The 24,908-nt window shown below is 64.0% G+C and carries 26 protein-coding genes, 1 tRNA gene and 1 riboswitch; of the genes, 17 read left to right on the top strand and 10 right to left on the bottom strand.

The genetic code is table 11. The annotated features are described in order from the left end of the window. The first annotated feature begins 117 nt into the window (after positions 1 to 117). From ACR0EF_RS11370 to ACR0EF_RS11360, 3 genes are all read left to right on the top strand, one after another. Complete coding sequence (locus ACR0EF_RS11370; protein WP_170372817.1) at positions 118 to 3,072, top strand: error-prone DNA polymerase; 2,955 nt, start codon at positions 118 to 120, stop codon at positions 3,070 to 3,072. 16 nt (positions 3,073 to 3,088) lie between these two features. Continuing rightward, positions 3,089 to 3,502 (top strand): group III truncated hemoglobin, encoded by a 414-nt coding sequence (locus tag ACR0EF_RS11365; RefSeq protein WP_170370320.1) that lies wholly within the window; start codon positions 3,089 to 3,091, stop codon positions 3,500 to 3,502. A 115-nt stretch (positions 3,503 to 3,617) separates the two neighbouring features. Then, positions 3,618 to 4,571: a DMT family transporter gene (locus ACR0EF_RS11360; protein ID WP_170364052.1), complete on the top strand. Its 954-nt coding sequence runs from the start codon at positions 3,618 to 3,620 to the stop codon at positions 4,569 to 4,571. A 69-nt stretch (positions 4,572 to 4,640) separates the two neighbouring features. Here the strand turns inward: ACR0EF_RS11360 and ACR0EF_RS11355 are convergent, their stop codons facing one another. Continuing rightward, a complete protein-coding gene (locus ACR0EF_RS11355; protein ID WP_170341821.1) occupies positions 4,641 to 5,753 on the bottom strand; it encodes an S-(hydroxymethyl)glutathione dehydrogenase/class III alcohol dehydrogenase in 1,113 nt (370 codons plus the stop codon). Positions 5,754 to 5,883: 130 nt separating this feature from the next. Between ACR0EF_RS11355 and ACR0EF_RS11350 the strand changes: the two genes are divergently transcribed. Both ACR0EF_RS11350 and ACR0EF_RS11345 read left to right on the top strand, forming a co-directional pair. Beyond that, a complete protein-coding gene (locus tag ACR0EF_RS11350) occupies positions 5,884 to 6,171 on the top strand; it encodes an I78 family peptidase inhibitor (protein WP_170341819.1) in 288 nt (95 codons plus the stop codon). 66 nt (positions 6,172 to 6,237) lie between these two features. Then, on the top strand, positions 6,238 to 7,890 hold the full coding sequence (locus ACR0EF_RS11345; protein ID WP_170370321.1) for a DUF6504 family protein: 1,653 nt from the start codon (positions 6,238 to 6,240) through the stop codon (positions 7,888 to 7,890). Between the two features lie 3 nt (positions 7,891 to 7,893). Here the strand turns inward: ACR0EF_RS11345 and ACR0EF_RS11340 are convergent, their stop codons facing one another. Then, positions 7,894 to 8,619 (bottom strand): SDR family NAD(P)-dependent oxidoreductase, encoded by a 726-nt coding sequence (locus ACR0EF_RS11340; RefSeq protein WP_170373206.1) that lies wholly within the window; start codon positions 8,617 to 8,619, stop codon positions 7,894 to 7,896. A gap of 238 nt (positions 8,620 to 8,857) precedes the next feature. On the opposite strand from ACR0EF_RS11340, the gene ACR0EF_RS11335 reads away from it, so the two are divergent. Genes ACR0EF_RS11335 through ACR0EF_RS11315 form a run of 5 tightly spaced genes read left to right on the top strand, consistent with a single transcriptional unit; the run spans position 8,858 to position 13,046 of the window. After that, positions 8,858 to 10,192, top strand: a complete 1,335-nt coding sequence (locus ACR0EF_RS11335; protein ID WP_170373205.1) for an NAD(P)/FAD-dependent oxidoreductase — start codon at positions 8,858 to 8,860, stop codon at positions 10,190 to 10,192. Continuing rightward, positions 10,143 to 10,679, top strand: a complete 537-nt coding sequence (locus ACR0EF_RS11330) for a hypothetical protein (RefSeq protein WP_170373204.1) — start codon at positions 10,143 to 10,145, stop codon at positions 10,677 to 10,679. The genes ACR0EF_RS11335 and ACR0EF_RS11330 overlap by 50 nt, the downstream gene beginning before the upstream one ends. Then, entirely contained in the window at positions 10,679 to 11,902 is a 1,224-nt protein-coding gene (locus ACR0EF_RS11325; RefSeq protein ID WP_170373203.1) for an MFS transporter, read from the top strand. The genes ACR0EF_RS11330 and ACR0EF_RS11325 overlap by 1 nt, the downstream gene beginning before the upstream one ends. Next, a complete protein-coding gene (locus ACR0EF_RS11320; RefSeq protein ID WP_170342870.1) occupies positions 11,899 to 12,516 on the top strand; it encodes a DUF3833 family protein in 618 nt (205 codons plus the stop codon). Before ACR0EF_RS11325 ends, ACR0EF_RS11320 begins: the two co-directional genes overlap by 4 nt. Further along, positions 12,513 to 13,046 (top strand): DUF3833 family protein, encoded by a 534-nt coding sequence (locus ACR0EF_RS11315; RefSeq protein ID WP_170373202.1) that lies wholly within the window; start codon positions 12,513 to 12,515, stop codon positions 13,044 to 13,046. Before ACR0EF_RS11320 ends, ACR0EF_RS11315 begins: the two co-directional genes overlap by 4 nt. Positions 13,047 to 13,079: 33 nt before the next feature. On the opposite strand, the gene ACR0EF_RS11310 is transcribed toward ACR0EF_RS11315, so the two are convergent. Beyond that, positions 13,080 to 13,155: transfer RNA gene (locus tag ACR0EF_RS11310), tRNA-Lys, on the bottom strand. Positions 13,156 to 13,366: 211 nt separating this feature from the next. Between ACR0EF_RS11310 and dapF the strand changes: the two genes are divergently transcribed. Both dapF and mtaB read left to right on the top strand, forming a co-directional pair. Continuing rightward, positions 13,367 to 14,209, top strand: coding sequence for a diaminopimelate epimerase (gene dapF / locus ACR0EF_RS11305; protein ID WP_170373201.1), 843 nt, complete (start codon positions 13,367 to 13,369; stop codon positions 14,207 to 14,209). Next, positions 14,206 to 15,462, top strand: a complete 1,257-nt coding sequence (gene mtaB / locus ACR0EF_RS11300; RefSeq protein WP_170373200.1) for a tRNA (N(6)-L-threonylcarbamoyladenosine(37)-C(2))-methylthiotransferase MtaB — start codon at positions 14,206 to 14,208, stop codon at positions 15,460 to 15,462. The genes dapF and mtaB overlap by 4 nt, the downstream gene beginning before the upstream one ends. 6 nt (positions 15,463 to 15,468) lie before the next feature. Here mtaB and ACR0EF_RS11295 read toward each other — a convergent pair whose 3' ends face one another. The 6 genes from ACR0EF_RS11295 to petA form a co-directional block, all read right to left on the bottom strand. Continuing rightward, positions 15,469 to 15,990 (bottom strand): helix-turn-helix transcriptional regulator, encoded by a 522-nt coding sequence (locus tag ACR0EF_RS11295; RefSeq protein ID WP_170370326.1) that lies wholly within the window; start codon positions 15,988 to 15,990, stop codon positions 15,469 to 15,471. Then, complete coding sequence (locus tag ACR0EF_RS11290; protein ID WP_170361316.1) at positions 15,987 to 16,562, bottom strand: cytochrome b/b6 domain-containing protein; 576 nt, start codon at positions 16,560 to 16,562, stop codon at positions 15,987 to 15,989. The genes ACR0EF_RS11295 and ACR0EF_RS11290 overlap by 4 nt, the downstream gene beginning before the upstream one ends. Positions 16,563 to 16,568: 6 nt before the next feature. Continuing rightward, positions 16,569 to 16,820 (bottom strand): PepSY domain-containing protein, encoded by a 252-nt coding sequence (locus ACR0EF_RS11285; RefSeq protein ID WP_170361314.1) that lies wholly within the window; start codon positions 16,818 to 16,820, stop codon positions 16,569 to 16,571. Between the two features lie 209 nt (positions 16,821 to 17,029). Further along, positions 17,030 to 17,815, bottom strand: a complete 786-nt coding sequence (locus ACR0EF_RS11280) for a cytochrome c1 (RefSeq protein WP_170373199.1) — start codon at positions 17,813 to 17,815, stop codon at positions 17,030 to 17,032. Positions 17,816 to 17,833: 18 nt separating this feature from the next. After that, on the bottom strand, positions 17,834 to 19,165 hold the full coding sequence (petB, locus tag ACR0EF_RS11275; RefSeq protein ID WP_093964026.1) for a cytochrome b: 1,332 nt from the start codon (positions 19,163 to 19,165) through the stop codon (positions 17,834 to 17,836). Between the two features lie 12 nt (positions 19,166 to 19,177). Then, positions 19,178 to 19,738: a ubiquinol-cytochrome c reductase iron-sulfur subunit gene (gene petA / locus ACR0EF_RS11270; protein WP_093964025.1), complete on the bottom strand. Its 561-nt coding sequence runs from the start codon at positions 19,736 to 19,738 to the stop codon at positions 19,178 to 19,180. 473 nt (positions 19,739 to 20,211) lie between these two features. On the opposite strand from petA, the gene ACR0EF_RS11265 reads away from it, so the two are divergent. Then, the gene (locus ACR0EF_RS11265; protein WP_170364534.1) at positions 20,212 to 20,655 is read left to right on the top strand and encodes a c-type cytochrome; all 444 of its coding nucleotides are present in this window, start codon (positions 20,212 to 20,214) and stop codon (positions 20,653 to 20,655) included. Positions 20,656 to 20,672: 17 nt separating this feature from the next. Here the strand turns inward: ACR0EF_RS11265 and ACR0EF_RS11260 are convergent, their stop codons facing one another. Continuing rightward, on the bottom strand, positions 20,673 to 21,287 hold the full coding sequence (locus tag ACR0EF_RS11260) for an FMN-binding negative transcriptional regulator (protein WP_170373198.1): 615 nt from the start codon (positions 21,285 to 21,287) through the stop codon (positions 20,673 to 20,675). A 54-nt stretch (positions 21,288 to 21,341) separates the two neighbouring features. After that, positions 21,342 to 21,496: riboswitch (FMN riboswitch) on the top strand. A 117-nt stretch (positions 21,497 to 21,613) separates the two neighbouring features. Here ACR0EF_RS11260 and ACR0EF_RS11255 point away from each other — a divergent pair. The 4 genes from ACR0EF_RS11255 (at position 21,614) to ACR0EF_RS11240 (ending at position 24,875) form a co-directional block, all read left to right on the top strand. Further along, a complete protein-coding gene (locus tag ACR0EF_RS11255; RefSeq protein ID WP_170373197.1) occupies positions 21,614 to 22,054 on the top strand; it encodes a 6,7-dimethyl-8-ribityllumazine synthase in 441 nt (146 codons plus the stop codon). Positions 22,055 to 22,148: 94 nt separating this feature from the next. Then, a complete protein-coding gene (gene aroC / locus ACR0EF_RS11250) occupies positions 22,149 to 23,249 on the top strand; it encodes a chorismate synthase (protein ID WP_170373196.1) in 1,101 nt (366 codons plus the stop codon). Further along, positions 23,233 to 23,907 (top strand): HD domain-containing protein, encoded by a 675-nt coding sequence (locus ACR0EF_RS11245; protein ID WP_170373195.1) that lies wholly within the window; start codon positions 23,233 to 23,235, stop codon positions 23,905 to 23,907. Before aroC ends, ACR0EF_RS11245 begins: the two co-directional genes overlap by 17 nt. 32 nt (positions 23,908 to 23,939) lie before the next feature. Then, positions 23,940 to 24,875 (top strand): DMT family transporter, encoded by a 936-nt coding sequence (locus ACR0EF_RS11240; RefSeq protein WP_149774168.1) that lies wholly within the window; start codon positions 23,940 to 23,942, stop codon positions 24,873 to 24,875. Positions 24,876 to 24,908 lie beyond the last annotated feature (33 nt).

Raw genomic sequence — 24,908 nt, 5'->3', positions numbered from 1 at the left:
GTCTCCTTTTGTTGCCCTGACAATGCGCCTGCCACACGCGGGCAGACGACCCGTTTCCTGCGCAATGCAGACAGGGACTCGAAAAAGAACAAAACGTGAATATAATGTGGAATCGCCATGTATGCCGAGCTGTCGATCACGTCGAACTTCACCTTCCTCACCGGGGCCTCGCACCCCGAGGAGTACATGGAGCGCGCCGTCACCCTGGGCCTGCCCGCCATCGCCATCGCCGATGACAACTCGGTGGCCGGCATCGTCCGCGCCCATACCCAGGCGCGCGAGATCGCCCGCAAGGTGCGCGAGCGCCGCACGTGGGAGGAGCAGAACACGCCCATCGGCCCGCCCTGCCCCGATCACATCCCGAAACCGCCCTCGTTCCCGGTGCATGCGGTGCCGCGCCTGATCCCGGCGGCGCGGCTGCTCTTTGCCGATGCCCCGCCCGTCACCGCCCTGCCCCTCAACCGGCAGGGCTGGGCCAGCCTGTGCCACCTCCTGTCCACCGGGCGGCTGCGCGCGGCCAAGGGCGACTGCATCCTGCACCTGTCCGACCTGCTGGAGTTTTCCGACGGCCTCCACCTGTTGCTCTGGCCACAGGCGGGCCGTCCGACCGGCGGCGCGAGCGGGTGGCGGACACAGGCGCAACAGCTGACGCGCCGCTTTGCCGGGCGCATGCATTTGCTGATGCATCCGCGCTATGACGGGGCGGATTCGGCGTTTTTCCATTTGTTAGAGACTGAATCGCGTCATCTGGGCCTGCCCACTATCGCCAGCGCCGCGCCGATGATGCATCACGGCTCGCGCCGCCGGCTGGGTGATGTGCTGACCGCGATCCGGCTGCGCCGCAAGGTGGACGATCTGGGCCGCCACGCGCTGGCCAACGGCGAACAGCGCCTGCGGTCCGAGGCCGAGATGCTGCGCATCTTCAAGGGGCATGAAGGCGCCGTGGCCCGCGCGTATGCGCTCAGCGAACAGCTCACCTTCTCGCTGGACAAGCTGCGCTATGAATATCCCAGCGAGGTCAGCGGCACAGAAACCCCCGCCCAGCGCCTGCACCGTCTGGCGCATGAGGGGCTGGCCTGGCGCTATCCCGCCGGCGCGCCCGAAAAGGTCAAGGCGATGCTGGCGCATGAGCTGACCCTGATCGGCAAGCTGAAATACGAGCCCTATTTCCTGACCGTCCGCGACATCGTGCATTTTGCCCGCGGCCGCGGGATCCTGTGCCAGGGGCGCGGCTCGGCGGCCAATTCGGTGGTCTGCTATTGCCTGGGCGTCACCTCGGTCAGCCCCGAGATGGGCACCATGGTGTTTGAACGCTTCGTCTCCGAGGCGCGGGACGAGCCGCCCGACATCGACGTGGATTTCGAACATGAACGCCGCGAAGAGGTGATCCAGCACATCTATGAACGCTATGGCCGCCACCGCGCGGGGCTTTGCGCCACGGTGATCCACTATCGCGGCAAGCGCGCCATCCGCGAGGTGGGCCGCGCCATGGGCCTGACCGAGGACACGATTTCCGCCCTGTCCTCGCAGCTGTGGGGGTTCTTCTCGACCGCAGGGCTCGAGGCCGAGCGAATGCGCGAAATCGGCCTCGAACCCGAGGATCGCCGTATGAAACAGACTCTAACACTGGTGCATCAGATCAACGGCTTCCCCCGCCACCTGTCCCAGCATGTGGGCGGGTTCATCATCACCGAGGGCCGTCTGGACGAACTGGTGCCCATCGAGAACGCCACGATGGAGGACCGCACGGTCATCTGTTGGGACAAGGACGACATCGACAGTCTGGGCATCCTCAAGGTCGATGTCCTGAGCCTTGGCATGCTGACCTGCATCCGCAAGGCATTCGACCTGATCGCCCAGCACCACCAGACCAGCTATACGCTCGCCACCCTGCCGCCCGAGGACCCGGCGGTCTATGACATGTTGTGCCGCGCGGATTCGGTGGGCGTGTTCCAGGTGGAATCCCGTGCGCAGATGAACTTCCTGCCCCGGATGCGGCCGCGCAATTTCTATGACCTGGTGATCGAGGTCGCCATCATCCGCCCCGGCCCCATCCAGGGCGACATGGTGCATCCCTATATCCGCCGCCGGAACGGCGAGGAGGAGGTCAGCTTTCCCTCGGACGCACTGGGCGAAGTGCTGGGCAAGACGCTGGGCGTGCCGCTGTTTCAGGAACAGGCGATGCAGATCGCCATCGTCGGCGCGGGCTTCACCCCCGAGCAGGCCGACCGGCTGCGGCGGTCGCTGGCGACCTTCAAGAAGCACGGCAATGTCAGCGAATTTCGCACCCTGTTCCTGCGCGGGATGCAGCGCAACGGCTATGACGCCGAATTTGCCGAGCGCTGTTTCTCGCAGATCGAGGGGTTCGGCTCCTACGGCTTCCCCGAAAGCCACGCGGCCAGCTTTGCGCTGCTGGTCTATGCCAGCGCCTGGATCAAGTGCCACCATCCGGGGATTTTTGCCTGCGCGCTGCTGAATTCGCAGCCGATGGGGTTCTATGCCCCCGCCCAGATCGTGCGTGATGCGCGCGAACATGGCGTCCAGGTGCGCCCGGTCTGCATCAATGCCAGCTTCTGGGACAACGTGATGGAGCCCGACGGCCATGGCGGGCTGGCCCTGCGGCTGGGTTTTCGCCAGATCAAGGGCCTGAGCGAAGAGGATGCCAGCTGGCTGACCGCCGCGCGCGGCAATGGCTACCATCAGGTTGACGACGTCTGGCGCCGCGCGGGCCTTGGCCCCTCGGTGATCGAGCGTCTGGCCGAGGCCGATGCCTTTGCCGCCTGCGGCCTGACCCGGCGCGAGGCGCTGTGGCAGGCCAAGGCGATCGCCACCGCCAGGCCTCTGCCCCTGTTCGCGCAGGATCTGGAAGGCGAGGCGCTGGACGAGCCCGCCGCCCATCTGCCGCAGATGTCGCTGGGCGAGCAGGTGGTCGAGGATTACGTCGCCACCCGCCTGAGCCTGCGCGCGCATCCCGTGGCCCTGCTGCGGCACCTGCTGACGCCGGGGCAGCGCGACAATTCCGCCCCTGCATCCGGGCCGGAAAACGCGGTATCTGCCCGGAACAGAGCCTGAATCGAAAGCCCCGACCATGACCCGGCCCGTGCTGCCCCCACGTTTTCCCGCCACGCCCGACCAGATCCAAGCGCAGGTCACCGCATTCTACGCCCGCGTCCGGCAGGACGCCCTGCTGGGCCCGATCTTCAACCGCCACGTCACCGACTGGGCCGCGCATGAGGACCGGATCGCCGCCTTCTGGCGCAACGCCATCCTGTACGAGCGCGTCTACAGCGGCAATCCGCAGCGCGTGCATATCGAGCGTCCGGACGTGAAACCCGAAATGTTTGCCCATTGGCTGGACCTGTTCGAAGAGGTCGCCCACGGCACCCTGCCCCCGGAAACGGCCACGCCCTGGGTGGCGCTGGCCCGCCGCATCGGCGCGGGGATGCAGGCCGGTGTCGCGGTCGCCCGCCAACCGGCCGGGGCTCCGCCGATCCTGCGCTGAACGGCCGGCCCCGCAGACATGTTAGCGGTAAAGTTTGGACTATCCGACTCTGCCGATTGGGTTTAATCAGGCCTCAGACACCTGCCAAAGCATCCAATCGCCCGGGACCAGCCAGATGAGCACACAGAACTCGACCCTGCAGGGACTTGGATTTGCCTTTCTCGGGTTTGCCGTCTTTGCCACCCATGACGCGCTGATCAAGACGCTGGGCGGCACCTATTCCGTGCTGCAGATCATCTTTTTCGCCACGCTGTTCTCCTTTGTGCCGATGGCGGTCACGATTCTTGCGGACAAGGCCACTGGAAACTTCCTGCCCCGCCATCCTTGGTTGGTCATGCTGCGCTCGGGGCTGATGGTCACGGGTATGTCCTGTGCCTTCTACGCCTTTTCGGTCCTGCCCCTGGCCGAAGTCTATTCGCTGCTGTTTTCCTTTCCGCTAATCGTCACCGTCCTGTCGATCCCGATTCTGGGCGAGGTCGTGCGCGCCCAACGCTGGGCCGCAGTGGGCGTGGGCCTGATCGGGGTACTGATCGTCCTGCGCCCCGGCGCGACCGAGATCACCCTCGGCCACCTTGCCGCCCTGACGGCCGCGTTCTGCAGCGCCTTCGCATCCGTGCTGGTGCGAAAGATCGGAAACGAGGAACGCTCGGCGGTGCTGATCCTTTATCCGATGCTGCTGGCGATCGCGGTCATGAGCCTTGCGCAACCGGCGGTCTATCAGCCGCCCTCTCTGATCCATCTGGCGATGATGGCTTTGGTCGGCGTGTTTTCGGTGATCGCCCAGCACCTGATCATCCTGGCCTATCGCGCGGCACCGGCGGGCGTGGTTGCACCCAGCCAGTACAGCCAGATCATCTGGGCCACGATTTTCGGCGCGGTGTTCTTTGGGGAAAAGCCCGACAAATGGGTGGCCGTGGGTGCCGCGATCATCATCGCATCGGGCATCTTCGTCGTCTGGCGCGAAAGCCGGGCAGACGTGTCCACGAACAAACCAGTTCTACGTGTGCGTTCGCCACGCGTAGATACGGGCGCATCAGCAAGGCCAAAGTCGAACACCGACCAGTCTTGAGCTGAGCCGCCACAAAAAAACGGCGCAGATCGACTGCGCCGTCCAATTTTTGTCAAGGTGACCCAAGCCTCAATAAACCACCACCGACCGGATGCTTTCGCCCTTGTGCATCAGGTCGAAGCCGGTGTTGATGTCGTCCAGGCCCATGGTGTGGGTGATCATCGGGTCGATCTCGATCTTCCCTTCCATGTACCAGTCGACGATTTTGGGCACGTCCGTGCGCCCACGCGCGCCGCCGAAGGCGGTGCCGCGCCACGACCGGCCGGTGACCAGCTGGAACGGACGGGTCGAGATCTCGGCCCCCGCGGGTGCCACACCGATGATGATGGATTCGCCCCAGCCTTTGTGCGCCGATTCCAGCGCCGCGCGCATCACCTGCACGTTGCCGGTGGCGTCAAAGGTGTAATCCGCACCGCCCTTGGTCAGGTTCACCAGATAGGGGACAAGATCGCCCTCGACCTCGGTCGGGTTCACGAAATCGGTCATGCCGAATTTTTTGGCCATCTCGACCTTGGCGGGGTTCAAGTCAACGCCGACGATCTGATCGGCCCCGGCCAGACGCAGACCCTGGATCACGTTCAGGCCGATGCCGCCCAGGCCGAACACGATGGCGCGGCTGCCGATCTCGACTTTGGCGGTGTTGATCACCGCGCCGATGCCCGTGGTCACGCCACAGCCGATATAGCAGATCTTGTCGAACGGCGCGTCCTCGCGCACCTTGGCAAGTGCAATCTCGGGCAGAACCGTGTGGTTCGAGAAAGTCGAGCATCCCATGTAATGCAGGATCGGATCCCCATCCAGCGTCGAGAAACGCGAGGTGCCGTCGGGCATCAAACCCTTGCCCTGCGTCTCGCGGATCGCCTGGCACAGGTTGGTCTTGGGGTGCAGGCAGTATTCGCACTCGCGACATTCGGGAGTGTAGAGCGGGATCACGTGATCGCCCGGCTTCAGGCTGGTCACGCCCGGGCCGACCTCGACCACGACGCCGGCACCCTCGTGGCCCAGAATGGCCGGAAACAGGCCCTCGGGGTCGGCGCCCGACAGGGTGAATTCGTCGGTATGGCAGATGCCGGTGGCCTTGATCTCGACCAGAACCTCGCCCGCCTTGGGGCCTTCGAGGTTCACGTCCATCACTTCCAAGGGCTTGCCCGCCTGAACGGCGACGGCGGCACGGGTTCGCATGTTGCTTGTCTCCCTGTCTTGTTTGACCCGACCCTGCGTCAAATACAGGGTGTTTTCAACTGCGCTTTCATGGCAGTCTCTGTAAGCTTTTGATATTTCAGAAACGACATTGCCGAAAAGAGGAGCGCCAATGTACCGGTTCATCCCGATCCTGATCGTCCTGGCCGCCTGCGCCGAAACCGACCTGCCCGAACCGGGCTCTGCCGAGGTGGATGCCGCCCCGGTGGATCTGGCCTTCTGCAAGGGCGAACCCTTTGCCCAGTCCGTGGGGCAACCGGTCTCGACCATTCAGGCCAGCCTGCCGGAACGGAGCCGCGTTCTGGGCCCCGATGACATCGCCACGCAGGATTACCGCATCGACCGGCTAAACGTCTATGTGAACGGAGCCGGGGTCATTCAGCGGCTGACCTGCGGATAAGGCGGACTCGACTCGGGGCATGATTCTCAGATAAGAACAAAATGAGAACACTTTGATGTCTGCCCGATGCCCAAACGCCGAATACTCTCGCTGTGGTTCCCCCGTCTGGGGGCCGAACGGCTGATCCGCGCCGCGCGGGGCCTGCATACAGGCCCGCTGGCGGTGGTGGCCGAACAGTCGAACATGCAGGTCATCACCTCGCTGAACACTGATGCACAGGCCGCCGGTCTGCGCGTGGGCCAGCCGGTGCGCGATGCCCATGCCATGTGCGCGGCCCTTGTCACCCGCCCCCGCAACGCCCCGGCCGAGGCTGCTTTTCTGACCGCGCTGCGCCGCTGGGCGGGCAAGTTCAGCCCCTGGGTCGCCGAAGAGGCGCCCGATGGCCTGATCGTCGATCTGTCGGGCTGCGCCCACCTGTTCGGCGGCGAAGAGGCGCTGCTGGACGTGATCGAGACCGACTGCGCCGACATGGGTCTGAGCGTGCAGATGGGCATTGCCGACACGCTGGGCGCGGCCTGGGCGCTGGCGCGCTATGCCGGGCAAGAGGCCACCTCGGACCGCAGCGGCGACGCCATCTCCCAAGAGGCCCGCGCCACCCGCGCCCGCGCCGGCAAGCGGCGGCACTGGACCAAGGGCGGTGCCGCGCCGCAGGTGGTGGCCGTGGGCGGCGGGGCCCGGATCGCGCCGCCGGGGCAGGCCTATGGCGCGCTCGCCCCCCTGCCCATCGCGGCGCTGCGGCTGGACGACCAGACCGTGGCGCAGCTGAACCGGCTGGGCCTGCGGCGGATCGGCGACCTGCTGGGCCAGCCGCGTGCCAGTTTGGCCCGCCGATTCGGGCGCGGGCTGGTGCTACGGCTGGATCAGGCGATGGGCAGCGCACCCGAGCCGGTCTCGCCCGCGCGGCCCCCGCATCACTTTGCGGTGCGGATGACCCTGCCCAACCCGATCGGCCTGGCCGAGGACGTGATGGCCGCCATCGACCGGATGCTGCCGACCCTGTGCGCCCGGCTGGAAGAAAAGGCGCGCGGGGCGCGGACCCTGCGGCTCGAGGCGCACCGCACCGATCAGGCGGCCGAGATCATCGAGATCGGACTGGCCCGGCCGAGCCATGACAAACACCGCATTCGCCCTTTGTTAGAGATGAAAATTGACCAGATCGACGCAGGCTATGGCATCGACATGCTGCGGCTTGCGGCGGTGCAGACCGAGCCGGTGCATGCCCGCACCCTGACCGGCCATGCCGAGGCCAGCCGCGCCGTCCGCAACCGTCTGGAGGGGAACACGGCGCTGGACGATCTGATCGGAAAGCTGGGCGCGCGGGTGGGGCTCGAGGCGATCACGCGGCAACACCCGGCGGCTTCGCACATCCCCGAGAAAACCGCGCAGACGCTGGCGGCGGCCTGGTCGGAACCGGCCCGCGACTGGCCCGTCCCGCCGCGCCCGCGCCCCCTGCTGATGTGGCGGCCCGAGCCGGTGATGGCCCCCGACCACCCGGATGTGCCCACCAGCTTCCGCTGGCGCGGGCGCGACTGGCAACTGGCGCAGGCCACCGGCCCGGAGCGGATCGCCCCGGAATGGTGGCTGGACGACCCCAACTGGCGCAGCGGCGTGCGCGATTACTGGGTGGTGGTGACCGAACAGGGCGAGCGGCTGTGGCTGTTCTACGGCCATGGCGGCACAATGTCGGCGGGCTGGTTCTGTCAGGGACGCTTTGGTTAGAGTCTATTTTCCGCGATAAACCAGAAGATCCGGAAGGTAATCGATCAGCCGGATGACCCACGAGAACGGCGCCGGAAAGTCGGTCCGGAAGCGCCGGTGCGCCATTGCGCGCAGTACGCGCTGCGCGGCGTCTTCGGGCTCCATCAGCATCGGCATCTTGAAGCTGTTCTTGTCGGTCAGCCGGGTCTTGATGAACCCCGGATTGACGATGCGCACCGTCACCCCGGTTCCGGCCACGTCATGCCGCATCGTTTCGGCCAACGAGATCAGCGCCGCCTTGCTGGACCCGTACCCGATCGCCGCAGGCAGTCCGTGATAGCCCGCCAGCGACCCGATCAGTGTAATGTCGCCACGCCCTGTCTTCACCATGGCCGGCACGGTTTCCCCCAGAACCCGCAGCGCGCCTGAATAGTTCACGTCGCTGATGGCCAGCGCGGCTTCGGTCTTCCAGTCCTGCGCGCGCATCGGCTCATAGGCCCCGGCGTTGTAGACCAGACCATCGACCGGGCCGATCTCGGCCACGGCGCGGCGCACCTGCGCCAGATCGGTCACGTCCAGCGGCACCGCACGGGCATGAGGCAGCGCGGCGCAGATCTGCTCCAGCCGCTCGGCATTGCGCGCGGACAGCACAAGGTGCGCGCCCTGACCGCTCAAGCCTTCGGCCAGCGCCCGGCCCAGACCTTCGCTGGCACCGATGATCCAGTAGGTTTTTCCGTCAAAACTGCTCATGCCGGGCGGTTCGCATATGCCGAAGCGTGAACAGCCGCGGTCTTGGGTTGGGTTGTCTCGATCATAACACCTTTCATTACGCGGACGGGCTGGTCTCGGATCACCAGCAGCCGCGATTGATGCAATCCTGACGCACTGCCCGCAGATCAGCGGAAACAGGGAAAAACATGGCCCGGATTTGATCCGGTCCGGCCTACCCTGCGTATCCTATTGTAAAATGTCGCATAAAGAGGATGGCATGTTCGACGAAACCCGGGGCGTACGGAAAAAAATCGCAATTGTAGGCGCAGGCATCTCAGGATTATCAGCGGCTTATTACCTGTCAGAGAGCCACGACGTCACCCTGTACGAGGCCGAACCCCGTCTGGGCGGACATGCCCGCACGGTAATGGCCGGCCGCAATGGGGATCAACCGGTCGATACCGGATTCATCGTCTTCAACTATGCCACCTATCCCTTTCTGACCAAGCTGTTCGGTGAACTGGATGTGCCGGTCATCAAAAGCGAGATGAGCTTTGGCGCCACCATCGACAATGGTCGCATCGAATATGGCCTGAACAATCTGCGCACCATCACCGCGCAGAAGCGCAACCTCGTGCGGCCCTCGTACTACAAGATGATCGCCGACATCCTGCGCTTTGGCAAAGAAGCGCCCGAGGCCGCCCGGGATGATGACACCACGATTGGTGAACTGGTTGACCAGATGCGGCTGGGCCACTGGTTCCGCAACAATTACCTGATGCCGATGTGCGGCGCGATCTGGTCCACTCCGGTGGAGTTCGTCGATCAGTTTCCGGCGCGGTCGCTGGTGCAGTTCTTCCGCAACCACGCCTTGCTGTCCAGCAAACGCGGCGCCCAGCACCAGTGGTGGACCGTAAAGGGTGGCAGCATCGAATATGTCCGCCGGATCGAATCCGCTCTGCGCGGCCGGGGTTGCGACATCCGCCTGGGCGCGCCGGTCTCTAACGTCGAACGCGATGCCTTGGGCGTGACCGTTCAGGCGCAGGGCCGCTCGGATCAGTATGACGAGATCATCCTGGCCACCCATTCCGACCAGTCGTTGGCCATTCTGGGCCAGAACGCCACCGCCGACGAGGCCGCGGCGCTGGGCGCGATCCGCTATCAGCCCAACCGCGCGGTCTTGCACTGCGACCCCAGCCAGATGCCGCGCCGCCGCGCCTGCTGGTCCAGCTGGACATACCGCTCGCAGGCGGGCAACGTGGGCGTGACCTACTGGATGAACCGGTTGCAGAACATCCCCGAAAGCGACCCCCTGTTCGTCACCCTGAACCCGTCTTCCGACATCGCGCCCGACAAGATCTATGACGAGGTGGAATTCGCCCATCCGGTGTTCGACAAGGCCGCGCTGAAAGCGCAGGGCCAGATCCGCGAGATGCAGGGCCGCAACCGGACCTGGTTCGCCGGCGCCTACAACCGGCACGGGTTCCACGAAGACGGAATCGCCAGCGCGATGCATGTTGTCGGGCTGTTGAACGGCGATCCGCAAACCATCGGAGCTGAAAATGCGATACCTGATCCAAGCGTCGCTGTCCCGGTTACGGCCAGCCCGTAACGCAGCGATCCTGAGCCTGGTTCTGCTGGCCCCTGCCGGGCTGGCGGCCACGCCCGTCACCAACGTGCTGCCCGATGCCGAGCTGCGTGGCACTGCCACCTTCCGGTTCCTAGGTCTGCCGATCTATGATGCGCAGCTGTTCACCAAAGGCGGCGGCCCGCTCAGCTGGTCGCAGGATTTTGGGCTGAAGCTGACCTATCGGAAATCGTTGAAGCAGAAGGCGTTGATCGAATCCACGCTGGACGAGATGGCCCGGCAGGGCAACAGCGCCCCGATCGAGGCGCAGTTGAAAACCTGTTATCAGGCGGTTGGTGCCGGGGACAGCTATCTGGCCGTCACCAAAGGCCCCGACGCGATCGAGTTCTGGCGCAACGGGCGCACGACCTGCACCCTCTCCTATCCGGGGATCAAGCGTAGTTTCATGTCGATCTTTCTGGGCAACAACACCCGGTCCGCCGCCTTTACGCGACAGCTGCGGGGTCAGTGATGCTGTATCCGCGTGTCAGCCTCTATGCGCTGATGCTTGCTGCGGCGGGTATCCCGCTCTACATCCACTTGCCGCGCTTTGCGGCGGTGAACCTCGGGATCGGCCTGAGCGTGATCGGCACGGTTCTGCTGCTGATCCGGCTGGTGGATCTGGTGCAAGACCCGCTGATCGGTTGGGCCATTGACCGCTGGCCCGGCGGGCAGATGGGCTTTGCCGTCTTGGCCGCCGGAGGTCTGGCGGTCGGTTTTCCGCTGTTGTTTTCGCTGCCGCAGGGGGCGAGCGTCGGCGTCCTCGTGGCGATCCTGATCCTGCTGTTTTCCGCCTACAGCCTGGGCACGATCCTGCTTTACGGCCGCAGCGCGACGCTGGCGAAACAGGCCACCCCGCGCGAGTTGATGACCCTCGCCGCCTTTCGAGAGGGCGGGCAACTGGCCGGCGTGGTTCTGGCCGCCAGCGCACCGGCGCTGTTCGTGGCATTGGGCGCGGGCGCGCAGGGCTATCCGGCTTTCGGGCTGTTTCTGGGCGCGCTGGCGCTGGTCACCATGGCGCTGACATTGCCGATCTGGCGGCGCGCGCCCATCACCGGTCAGGGGTTGTCGTTCGACGGGCTGGGTCAGGCAGGGGCCGTGCGTCTGCTGGCGCTGGCGCTCGTCAACAGCCTGCCGGTTGCGATCACCTCGACACTGTTCCTGTTCTTCGTCGAGGACCGGCTGCAATTGCCGGGCAAGGCCGGGCCGCTGCTGATCCTGTTCTTCCTCAGCGCCGGGGCGACAGTGCCGCTCTGGGCGCGGCTCAGCAACCGGATCGGCCCGAAACAGACTCTGATCATCGCGATGCCGCTGGCCATTCTGGGCTTTGTCGGCGCGGCCATGCTGGCGCCCGGCAATCTGGTCGGTTTCGCGGTGATCTGCCTGGCGTCGGGGGCGGCGCTGGGGGCGGACATGGTGGTCCTGCCGGCCATGTTCTCGGTGGTGCTGACACGCGCGGGGCTGAATGCTTCGGCCGCCTTCGGCATCTGGTCATTCGCCGGCAAACTGGGGCTGGCTTTGGCCGCATTCTTCACCCTTCCGCTGCTGGAACGCAGCGGCTTCGTGCCCGGTCAGACGAATTCGGCGCAGGCGTTGGAAACGCTCAACCTGGCCTATGCCGTGCTGCCCTGCATCCTGAAACTCGGCGCGTTCGGAATGGTCCTGACGCTGCCTACAGAGGTACCCGCAAAATGACATTTCTTCTGATTGCCGCACTGGCCGTATTGGCCCTGATCGCGGTCAAAACCCGCCTTCTCAGCTTTCGCGCGCAATCGCCGTCGGACTATACCGGAACCGGCCCCGATTTCTCGCTGAAGGACAATCTGAACGGGGAAATCCTGTCCGAAGGGCTGATCTATGGCCCGACCGGCAAGATGTCGAACAGCTTCGTGGCGCGGATGATCGGGGAATGGAACGGCAATTCCGGCACTCTGACCGAGTATTTCACCTATTCGAACGGCAAGCAGATGACCCGCAAATGGTACCTGACCATGGGCACAGGCAACAGCTTTACCGCAACCGCCGACGACATCGTCGGCGAAGGCCGCGGCGTGATCTCGGGCGCGACGGTCAAGCTGACCTATCGCATCGTTCTGCCCGAAGACGCCGGAGGCCACACCCTGGACGTCACCGACTGGATGTACCTGACCGAGAGCGGGGCGATCATGAACCGCTCGGAAATGCGCAAGTTCGGGCTGAAGGTGGCCGAGCTGGTCGCCACGATGCGCCCCGCCCCGCCGGAAAAGACGGCGCATGTGCCCGGCGCAAACGGCCATGACCGGACCGCCGACCCGAGGGCCCTGCAATGACCCGGCTCATAAAACAACTGGCCTTCGCGTGCCTGCTGCTGACAGCGGCCTGTGCCTTCAAACCGAAAGTCCCGACCACTTTCCTGTCGGACCGCCAGCTGAACCTCGAAGAGTTCTTTGAGGGCCACACCGTGGCCTATGGGCAGTTCCAGGACGTTCTGGGCAACATCCCGCGGCGGTTCACGGTCGACATCAACGGGACATGGGACGGCCAGACCCTGACTTTGGTCGAAGACTTCGTCTATGACGACGGCGCCACCGAACAGCGCATCTGGACCCTGACCAAAACCGGCGAGGATACCTGGACCGGCACCGCGCCCGGCGTTCTGGGCACCGCGTCGGGAACCGAGCGTGGTGACACGTTCAACTGGAAGTACCGCATCGACCTGCCAGTGAAGGACGGTACGATGCGTGTCGATTTCGACGACTGGATGTGGCTGCTGGACGATGACCGCCTGCTGAACCGCGCCTATGTCTCGCGCTTTGGCATCCGGCTGGGCGAAGTCGTGCTGTTCTTCGAAAAGAAGTAACCGCGCGGCGTCCCGATCAATCTTTGGAAAAAGTGGTGAGCCGTGCAGGATTCGAACCTGCGACCCACTGATTAAAAGTCAGTTGCTCTACCAACTGAGCTAACGGCCCACTCTTTTCATCGGATCGTTGCGATCCGTGGCGCTGTCTAAGGCATTTTCCCGACCGGGTACAAGCCCTTTTTCGCACCGCGTTCCGCCTGAAATCATTGTGTTCCCGGCGTCCCGATAGGCGGCCTAATTAGGGTTGAGGCGGCGGGGGGTCAACCCCTTTTTTCAGGAATCTTCGCGCCGGGCTGGATTCATGTCTGCGGCAAGGCTATATGCCCGCCATGCAGCAACGATCCGACACCGGTTTGCCCTTCATGAAGATGCACGGGCTTGGCAATGACTTCGTCATTGTCGACGCGCGCGCGCATCCGTTGCAGATCACGCCGGCGCTGGCGCGCGGGATCGGACACCGGCAGTTCGGGGTCGGATTCGACCAGCTGGCCGTCATCGAAAACGGCGAATCGGATGCGCATCTGGTGTTCTACAATGCTGATGGGTCGATCTCGGCCACCTGCGGCAACGCCACCCGCTGCATCGCCCGGTTCCTGATGCAGGAAAGCGGCAAATCCGAACTGACGCTGACCACCAGCCACGGCACGCTGCAGGCGCGGGACGCGGGCGACGGGCTGACTTCGGTCAACATGGGACACCCACAGCTGGACTGGGCCGACATTCCATTGGCCGAAGAGGTGGATACGCTGGAACTGCCGATCGAAGGCGGACCGGTGGCCACCGGCATGGGCAACCCGCATTGCACCTTCTTCGTCGAAGACGCCGAGGCGATTCCGCTGGAGGAATTCGGCGCGCGCTATGAGCATCACCCGCTCTATCCGCAGCGCACCAATGTGCAGGTCGCCCAGATCATCGGCCCGGATCAAATCCGCATGCGGGTGTGGGAGCGCGGCGTGGGCATTACGCTGGCCTCGGGCTCGTCGTCCTGCGCCACGGCCGTGGCAGCGGCGCGGCGCGGCCTGACCGGACGCAATGTGCAGATCGAACTGGACGGCGGCACCATCTGGATCGACTGGCGCGAGGACGGCGTCTGGATGACCGGCCCCACCTGCCATGTCTTCTCGGGCACGCTGAAGCCCGAGTTTCTGGAGTCGCTGGGATGAACCCGCCGAAATTCACCACGCTGGGCTGCCGGCTCAACGCCTATGAGACCGAGGCGATGAAGGAGCTGTCGCAGCAGGCCGGGCTGACGGACGCGGTGATCGTGAACACCTGCGCCGTCACCGCCGAAGCCGTCCGCAAGGCCCGGCAGGAGATCCGCAAGCTGCGCCGCGAGAACCCCAACGCCCGGCTGATCGTCACCGGCTGCGCGGCCCAGACCGAACCCCAGACCTTTGCCGAGATGGACGAGGTCGATGCGGTGATCGGCAACACCGAAAAGATGCGCCCCGAAACCTGGAAAGGCATGGCCGCCGATTTCATCGGCGAGACCGAGACGGTTCAGGTCGATGACATCATGTCGGTCACCGAAACCGCCGGCCACCTGATCGACGGATTCGGCACCCGCTCGCGCGCCTATGTGCAGGTCCAGAACGGCTGTGATCATCGCTGCACCTTCTGCATCATCCCCTATGGCCGCGGCAACTCGCGCAGCGTCCCGGCGGGCGTGGTGGTGGACCAGATCAAGCGGCTGGTGGACCGGGGCTACAACGAGGTCGTGCTGACCGGGGTCGACCTGACGTCCTGGGGCGCCGACCTGCCAGCAAGCCCCAAGCTGGGCGATCTGGTCATGCGCATCCTGAAACTGGTGCCCGACCTGCCGCGCCTGCGCATCAGCTCGATCGATTCGATCGAGGTGGACGAGAACCTGATGCAGGCCATCGCGACCGAGCCGCGCCTGATGCCGCATCTACACCTGTCGCTGCAGCATGGTGACGATCTGATTCTGAAACGGATGAAGCGCCGCCACCTGCGCGACGACGCCATCCGCTTCACCGAAGAGGCCCGCAGACTACGCCCCGAGATCACCTTTGGTGCCGACATCATCGCGGGCTTTCCCACGGAAACCGAGGCGCATTTCGAGAACTCGCTGAAACTGGTCACCGATTGCGACCTGACCTGGTTGCACGTCTTTCCCTATTCCAAGCGAGAAGGCACGCCGGCGGCGCGCATTCCGCAGCAGGTCAACGGCAAGGTCATAAAGGAACGTGCAGCCAGGTTGCGTGAGGCGGGTGATGCACAGGTAGCCAGACACCTGGCGGCCCAACTGGGCAAGACCCATCACATTCTGATGGAGAATCCTCACATGGGCCGGACCGAGCAGTTCACCGAAGTGACATTTGCGAACGCACAACCCGAAGGGCAGATCGTGACTGCCACCATCACCGGGGTTCGCGATCAGCAGTTGGTGGCCTGACGTCTCTCAGGCCGGCCCGTCGGTTGCCAGAAGCTCTTCCATGAAAACGCTGATCAGTTGGGCGCGTCCGTCCACGCCGGCTTTTCCATAGATCGAAGCCGACTGCGCGCGTACGGTACCCACGGCACGGCCTCGGATCCGGGCGATATTCTCATTGTCGACGCCTTTGAGGATCAACAGGCCCACTTCGCGCTCGGCGCTGGTCAGACCCCAGCGGGTAAAGAAAGTGTCGATCACGGCGCTCATTTCTCCCTGCGCCGCGCGCAGTCCTTGTTTTGCCTGGTCCATTCGCGCCAGCAATCGGCGCAGCTCGAGCATGAAGAACAGGACGCCAAGGCAAAGGACGGTCGCGACCAGGGATTCCAAAACGAGATGTGCCAGGGGCTCGCTGCCATCGAGGTCCAGAATGGCGTCGCCCATGTAGAATGCGGCGCATAGACCCTGAACCACGATCATCGCCGCCATCAGAACGGCCCGGCGTGCATCCGCATCGCCGGACCGCAGGTTTTCGGTGATCCATTTGATCATTTGGTCGACCAGCCATCAGGAATATTCTTGTCTCCTGATACCATGGCTTTGACCAGAGCGACACCGGTTCGACGTTGGTCCAAAAGCACGCCAAGCACGTGCAGAAGAACGCTGAGGATCAGCCAGTTGAACGCCAGCTCGTGCGCATCCTCGACCCAGCTCAGCCCGAAGAAGGCCGCGGTACCCATCATGATGCCTGTGGCGCAGATGAAGCCCAACGTCATCCAGATGTTGTAGACCATCAGCGCGCCCAGAGGATTGTGCGACAGGTGAACCGACCGGTCGCCCCGGACGGTGTCACGCACATGTCGGACCGCAGCATTCGGGCTGAACGGAAATGCCGAGAACCTGGCCGGTGCCGGCCCAAGGACGCCCCAGGCCAAGCGTAGCAGAACCAGCCCGAGCACGGCATAACCGACATATTCATGCAGCAGCCCCTCGGGGTCGGTCACAGCGGCGTTGAGCAGAATGCCCAGAACCACCGACCAGTGGATCAGGCGGACCAGCGGGTCCCAGACCCGGATGGTGCGGGCGCCCTCGCGCCCGCTCTCGTACTGGATTGACTCGGACATTGCCGGTCACTTGTCCTCGATATTTTGGATCTTGCCGGACGCGGGGTCCACATAGACCTCGGCCATCTGTCCGTCTTTCACGACATAGGCCTCGATTTCACCGTCCTCCATTTCGATCTTGCGCACGTCATAGCCAAGCTCGGTCAGAGCGGTGCGCACTTCGGTCTCTGTCTTGCCCAGTTCCGTATCCGGCACCAGGTCCAGAGCCAGAACCGGAGTGGCCACAAGCAACGCGGCTGCAAGTATGGGTAGTTTCATGTCGGGTCTCCTCGGTTTCGATCCTGCGTCAGACCGCCTGACGCTGTCGAAAACCTGAGCAGCCGACCCCGCCGGCGCCATGCGCATTCCGCTTATAAGCTGTGAATAAGCCCGCGCTGATGCCCGGTTCGGCGAACTTCCGACCCCCAAAAAAGAAAAAACCCCGCGCCATGCGCGGGGTTGTCTTGCTTTTGCAGGTGACCTTCAGGTCAGACCGACTTTTTGCCTTTGACCGGCGCCCACAGGCGCTTGTTCACCAGGTAGAGAAGCACCGACATGATGGTCAGGAACAGAACCCCGACAAAGCCCGAGGCCTTGCGATCCATCATTTTTGGTTCAGCGGCCCACATCAGGAACGCAGCGACGTCCTGGGACATGGCCTCGACGGTGTTTTCGTGTCCGTCGGCAAACTCGACCTGTTCGTCAGACAACGGCGGGCCCATCGAAATCCAGCCGCCCGGGAAGGCGGTGTTTTCGTACAGGATCGTGCCGGCCTCTTCTTTTTCCTTGCCGGTATAGCCGTCCAGCAGCGAGGCGATGTATTCAGCGCCACCCATGCCTTTGACCAGCTGGTTGATCCCCAGACCGTAGGGGCCGTGGAAGCCTGCACGTGCCTTGGCCATCAGGCTCAGGTCAGGTGCGCCCACGGCATCGTTGGCCGGGAAGTGATCGGTCGGCCTAGCCGGGCGGAAATCGTCCAGCTCGGGATCGAACACCTCGAACGAGCCGGCGGCATAAGCGATGACTTCTTCTTCCGAGTAGCCCAGCGCCGTGAGGTCGCGCAGCGGTACATATTTCAGACCATGGCAGGCCGCGCAAACCTCGGTATAGATCTGCAGGCCGCGCTGAAGCTGGTTCTGATCGTAAGCGCCAAAGGGCCCTTCGAACGAGAAGTCGAAGTCCTCGATATGCTGCTCGCCGCCTCCGGCTGCGGATACCGCAGCAGGAGCAAAGGCGATGGCAAACGCGGCACCGATTGCAAGTTTCTTGAACATGGTTTCCGGTCCCTCTTCTTACTCGGCCGGCGTGGCGTCGGCGTCAGCCTTGCCATAATGCGCGTTGAAGTCTTCTTCGATGGTTTCCGGCTGGGCATCGGGCTTTTCGATGACACCCAGGATCGGCAGGATCACGAAGAAATAGGCGAACCAGTAGGCGGACGCGATCAGCGAGAAAGTCGCATAGGGCTCTTCCGCCGGCATCGCACCCAGCCACATCAGGGCAAAGAAGTCGATGACCAGAAGGTAGAACCACCATTTGAACATCGGGCGGTACTTGCCCGAACGCACGGTCGAAGTGTCCAGCCACGGCGCCAGTGCCATCGCCAGGATTGCACCGAACATCGCCAGAACACCAAAGAACTTGGCGTCGATGATGCCACCGGTGATGAAGCTGGCGAACTGCACGACCCAGACTTCGCTGGTGAAGGCACGCAGGATCGCGTAGAATGGCAGGAAGTACCATTCGGGCACGATGTGCGCGGGCGTGACCAGCGGGTTGGCTTCGATGTAGTTGTCCGGGTGGCCCAGGTAGTTCGGCATGAAGCCGACGATTGCCCAGAACACGACCAGGATGACGGCCAGCGCGAACAGGTCCTTGATCACGAAATAGGGCCAGAACGGCAGCGTGTCTTTCTCGGCCTCGGCTTTCGACGTGCGGCGAACTTCAACACCCGTGGGGTTGTTGTTGCCGGTGGTGTGGAAGGCCCAGATATGCACGATGACCAGCCCTGCGATGATGAAGGGCAGCAGATAGTGCAGCGAGAAGAAGCGGTTCAGCGTCGCGTTGTCGACGGCCGGTCCGCCCAGCAGCCAGGTCTGGATCGCTTCGCCCACGAAGGGGATCGCGCCGAACAGGCCGGTGATCACGGTGGCGCCCCAGAAGGACATCTGACCCCAAGGCAGAACATAGCCCATGAAGGCGGTGCCCATCATCATCAGGTAGATCAGCATGCCGATGATCCAGGTCACTTCGCGCGGCGCCTTGTACGATCCGTAGAACAGGCCGCGGAAGATGTGGATATAGACCGCCACGAAGAACAGCGACGCGCCGTTCATGTGCAGGTACCGCAGCATGTAGCCGCCGTTTACGTTGCGCATGATGTGCTCGACGCTGGCAAAGGCCAGATCGACATGCGGGGTATAGTGCATCACCAGAACGATGCCGGTGACGATTTGCAACGCCAGGCAGAAGGTCAGGACGATGCCCCAGATCCACATCCAGTTCAGGTTCTTCGGGGTGGGGATCATCAAAGTGTCGTATAGAAGACCGACGATGGGCAGACGGCTGTTCAGCCACTTCTCGCCGTTGGTCTTCGGTTCATAGTGATCGTGCGGGATACCGGACATGAGCGCGTCTCCTTAACCCAGCTTGATGGTGGTTTCGTCGAGGAACTCGGCGACCGGGATATGCAGGTTTTCCGGAGCGGGACCTTTGCGGATACGGCCCGCCGTGTCGTAGTGCGATCCGTGGCACGGGCAGAACCACCCGTGGAAATCACCAGCGCCGTCGCCCAAAGGAACACAGCCCAGATGGGTGCAGACGCCCATCATCACCAGCCATTCGCCAGCTTCGTCCAGCGTCCGGTTTTCGTCGGTCGCGGGCAGGTTCGGCTTGTTTTCGTTCCGGTCGTTCTGATCCGGCAGATCCTCTAGCGGCACTTCGCGGCCCCAGTTGATCTCTTCTTCGGTACGGCGACGAATGAAGACGGGCTTGCCCAGCCACTTGACCGTGATCTGGGTGCCGATCTCGACGCCGCTGACATCCACGCGGATCGAGGACAGCGCCTGAACGTCTGCCGAGGGGTTCATTTGGTTGACCAGGGGCCACACGGCGGCTCCCGTTGCAACGACACCTGCGCCGCCGGCGGCGTAGTAGAGGAAATCTCTGCGGGTGCCTTCGTGGTCTTCTGCGTGGGACACGAGGTTTTCTCCGATTCCAGCGCCCGGCTACGGGCAAACATGCATCAGCACCGCATCAAAGCGGCGTCTCATCGCGGGTATCTAGCTGGCGGAAATCGGTTCGTCCAGCGGTCATAGGCGCGCACTACGCCGCATCTGGGCATTCATGTCACAATGAAGGGGTCATTTTTCAAGAACTTCCTCGGATGTTGCGAAAATCGCCGTTCGAAGGCGCGAATCACTTCGCAGGTGATTCTCTAACCCTTCGCCACGGCTATCGGCCTTGGCCCGGCCGAGCACCTGTTCACTCGGGTACCCGGCACGAGGCATATACGACAGCAACCTGACCGCGCGGTTCCGGGACCACGAAACCCATGTAAACATCTATTTTGAAATCATTTTTTTAGTTGCGTCGCGATAAATTTCCCGGTTGCGACCCCGGGGTTTTTCAAGCAAAGGCGGCGGGCGCGCGACCGATCTGAATGAGGACCCAAATGACTTTGTCAAAAAATGCCATTCTGCTGCTCGCGTTCACCGCCGCACACCAGGCCGCCGCCGAAGGCGACGCAGCGCGCGGCGAGAAACTCTACAACCGCTGCTCGTCCTGTCACGCCATCATCAAGGATGGCGAGGTTCTGATCAAAGGCGGCATCACCGGCCCGAATCTCTATGGTGTGGTCGGCAGGGCCGCCGGAACCGAAAACGACTATCTGAACGGCAGCGAACGGCTGCCCATCGGCATGTTCACCGATGACATGATCCGCGCCGGTGAAAACGGCCTGGTCTGGACGCAAGAGAATATTGCCGCCTACGCCCGCGACCCGATCGGGTTCATCCAGGACTTCCTGAAGGACGAGACCGCCCGCCCGAACATGAGCGTCAAGCTGAAGACAGGTGCCGAGGATATCGCCGCCTATCTGGCCACGTTCACCGACTGAACCCAACCCGGCGCCGGTCAACTGTCCCGCATCAGGGCGGCCAGTTGACCAAGCTCGGTGCCGATCCCGGACTGCTCGACATTCTCGGCCGCGGCCAGCCGCGCCGCCTCGGGCTTGTTCTGGTTCAGTTTCCAGGTGCCGTCGATCTGGGTGATCTGCATGCGGCAGGGCACGATCATGCGCATCATGCGCTCCAGCGCCGCCGGGTCCATCTTATCGGCGCGCCAGGGCGGTTTGGGTTGCAGCCGCTGCTCAAAAATGGCCGATTGCCGATCCAGAAGATCGCGCAGCCGGTCCTGGGGCTGCAATTCCAGCCGGCCTGTCAGGTGGACCGCCACATAGTTCCATGTGGGCACCTGATCCGCGACCCCGTACCAATCGGGCGAGACATAGCCGTCGGGCCCCTGAACCGCGATCCGCGCCTCCTGCGGGTTGGCCAGCGCCCGCACGATCGGGTTCGAACGCACCAGATGCAGTTCGGCCACCGCGCCATCCTCGGACAGCAGAAAGGGCACATGGCTGATCAATGGCGGGCCGTCGACCGACAGCGCCAGTACGCCGAATCCCCGGCTGCGGGCAAACTCCACATGGCGCGCGCGGTCCTCGGCGCGAAAGGCTGGGTTGGGGTGCATTGCCGTCCTCCTGCAGACAGGTCTTGCAGATCGCGCGCACGCTTGGCAAGGTCGCGCCGTTCTCAGGGCGGGGCGGAATTCCCCACCGGCGGTATGCGGGCCCAAGCCCGCCAGCCCGCGAGCGGCTCTGCCATCCAACCGGCAGAGTGTCAGCAGATCTGGTGAGAAGCCAGAGCCGACGGTTAAAGTCCGGATGAAAGAGAACGAGCAGCGCGCCCCGCCAAGAGCGCGTCTGTCCGTGATCGCCTTGGGTGACGTGTCATGCCGCGCTGGCCGCGAAACCCTTCGCACCCGCCAGCAGGCCACCAAGCTGAAAGGAGATCACGATGACACACACCCGCTATGCTTTCGTCAAAGCCAACTGGCATGCCGATATCGTCGACCGCGCGCTGGACGGTTTTCTGGAGCTGATCCCCGCCGATCAGGTCGATGTGTTCGACGTGCCGGGCGCGTTCGAGATGCCCCTTCTGGCCCGCGACCTGGCCCAGACGGGCCGCTATGCCGCCGTGGCCTGCGCGGCCCTTGTCGTCGATGGCGGCATCTACCGGCACGAATTCGTGGCGCAGGCCGTGGTTGACGGGCTGATGCGCGCGGGGCTGGAAACCGGCGTGCCGGTCCTGTCGGTGTCGCTGACGCCGCACCAGTACCAGGAGACCGACCATCACACCGCCATCTACCGCGCACATTTCGTGGAAAAGGGGCGCGAGGCAGCTCGGGCGGCGCTGAAAATCGTCGAAACCCGCGCCGCACTGACCCGTGCGGCCTAAGCACACCGGGTTGGGGCAACGATGCCCCAACCGCAAATCCGCTTGAGGCGGCAGGCTCTCGCCGTTAATCACGACCCTCAAAGGAGCATGCCCCATGTCGATGAACAGCTTTGGACACCTTTTCCGCGTCACCACCTGGGGTGAAAGCCACGGCCCCGCGCTGGGCGCCACGGTCGATGGCTGCCCGCCCGGAGTCCCGATCGACGAGGGCATGATCCAGCACTGGCTGGACAAGCGCAAACCGGGCCAGAACAAGTTCACCACCCAACGGCGCGAGCCTGATCAGGTGAAAATCCTGTCGGGCGTGTTCGAGGGCCAGACCACCGGCACCCCGGTCCAGCTGATGATCGAGAACACCGATCAACGTTCGAAGGACTACGGGGACATCATCGACAAGTTCCGCCCCGGCCATGCCGACATCACCTATTGGCAGAAATACGGCATCCGTGACTATCGCGGCGGCGGACGCAGCTCGGCTCGGGAAACGGCGGCGCGGGTGGCTGCGGGCGGGCTGGCGCGCGAGGCGATCAAGCAGATCGCGCCCAACGTGCAAATCACCGGCTACATGACCCAGATCGGCCCGCACGGGATCGACCGCGCCAACTTTGACTGGGCACAGATCGAACAGAACCCGTTCTGGACCCCGGATGCACAAGCCGCCGAGGACTGGGCAGCCTATCTGGACGATCTGCGCAAATCCGGCAACTCGGTCGGCGCGGTGGTCGAAGTGGTGGCGCGTGGCGTCCCCGCGGGCCTGGGCGCGCCGGTCTATGGCAAGCTCGACACCGATCTGGCCGTGGCGATGATGTCGATCAACGCGGTCAAAGGTGTCGAAATCGGCGAAGGCATGGCGGCCGCCGAACTGACCGGCGAGGCCAATGCCGACGAGATCTTCATGGGTCAGGACGGCCCGCAATACAGCTCGAACCACGCGGGCGGCATCCTGGGCGGCATCTCGACCGGGCAGGACATCGTAGTGCGGTTCGCGGTCAAGCCCACCTCGTCGATCCTGACCACGCGCAAGACCATCACCAAGTCGGGCGAAGAGACCGAGATCATCACCAAGGGCCGCCACGACCCCTGCGTCGGCATCCGCGCCGTGCCGGTGGGCGAGGCGATGATGGCCTGCGTGATCCTGGACCACCTGCTGCTGCATCGGGGCCAGATCGGTGAGAACCGTGGACGGATTGGCTGAGCTGCGCGACCGCCTACGCGCGGTCGTCGCGCAGCGGATGATCACCGACCCGGCCCATGACCTGGCCCATCTGGACCGTGTCTGGGTCAATGCCCGCGCCATCGCCGATGCGCAAACCGACAGGACCGTGCTGCTGGCGGCCTGCTATCTGCACGATCTGGTCAACCTGCCCAAGAACGACCCCGACCGACACCTGGCCTCGCGCCGGTCGGCCGAGGAGTCCGAGCCTGTTCTGCGGGAACTGGGCCTGAGCGATGCCCAGATCGCCGCCACCCGCCACGCGATCGAAGCGCACAGTTTTTCCGCCAACATCCCGCCCGAGACGCCCGAGGCGCGCATCCTGCGCGATGCCGACCGGTTGGATGCGCTGGGCGCCATCGGGATCGCGCGGAATTTCTCGGTGTCCGGCGCTTTGGGGCGGACGCTCTATGATCCGGCCGATCCGTTCGCTTCGCACCGGCCGCTGGACGATCTGCACTATTCGATCGACCACTGGAAGGTGAAGCTGTTGGCCCTGCCCGACGACATGCTGACCGAAGCCGGACGGCAGATCGCTCAGCAACGGGTCCGGCGCATGATCCGGTTTCTGACCGAATTTGCCGAAGAGATCGGCAGCCCCCTGCCCGACAGCTGGACACGCCCCAATCCGACCCGTTGATCTTTGCCGCGCAAAGGCGCAGGGTCGCGCCGATGGCCCAATCCCTGACCTCTCATCGCCCCGTGCTGGCCGTGACGCTGAAACTCAGCGCGCTGTTCCTGTTCACGGCGATGTCGGCGCTGGTCAAGGCGCTGTCGGCGGATTTCCCGCCAGGCCAGATGGTGTTTTTCCGTTCGCTTTTCGCGGTGCCGGTGATCGTGGCCTGGCTGATCTCGCGCGGGGAACTGGCGCAGGGCTTTGTCGTCAGGAAACCCATGGGACATTTCTGGCGCGGGGTGCTGGGCACCACCGCCATGGGCCTGACCTTCACCGGGCTCAGCCTGCTGCCGCTGCCCGAGGTTACGGCGATCGGCTATGCCACGCCGATCTTCACCCTGATCCTGGCGGCGCTGCTGCTGGGCGAGCGCATCCGCCTGATCCGCATCGGCGCAGTGGCGATCGGGCTCTTGGGCGTGCTGATCATGATCTGGCCCCGGCTGGGCTCGGCCGATCTGGGTACCGGCGCCACGATCGGCGCGCTGTGCGTGCTGGGCGCGACCGTGGCCCGTGGCTTCGTGCAGATCCACATCCGGCAACTGGTTCAGGTCGATCACCCCGCCGCAATCGTCTTCTATTTCTCGATGACCGCCACGCTGCTGTCAGCGCTGACCGTGTTCTGGGGCTGGACCATGCCGACCCTGAACCAGCTGCTGATCCTGATTACGATGGGGCTGATCGGCGGCGTCGCGCAGATTCTGGTGACCTCGTCCTACCGGTTCGGGCAGGCCTCGATGCTGGCGCCCTATGACTATACGTCGATGCTGTTTGCGATCTTCATCGGCTATGTCTGGTTCGACGAACTGCCGACCCTGGCGATCCTGTTGGGGGCGGCGTTGGTGATCGCCGGCAATGCGGTGGTGATCTGGCGCGAACACCAGCTGGGACTGGAACGCGGCAAGGCGCGGTCGCTGACCGATCACAAACCCTGACTTTACCTTTCGCGCCCATCGCCTAGGTTGGCG

This window comes from Ruegeria sp. CG8, assembly GCF_056537165.1.
This window is presented reverse-complemented; position numbering and strand designations above follow the sequence as displayed.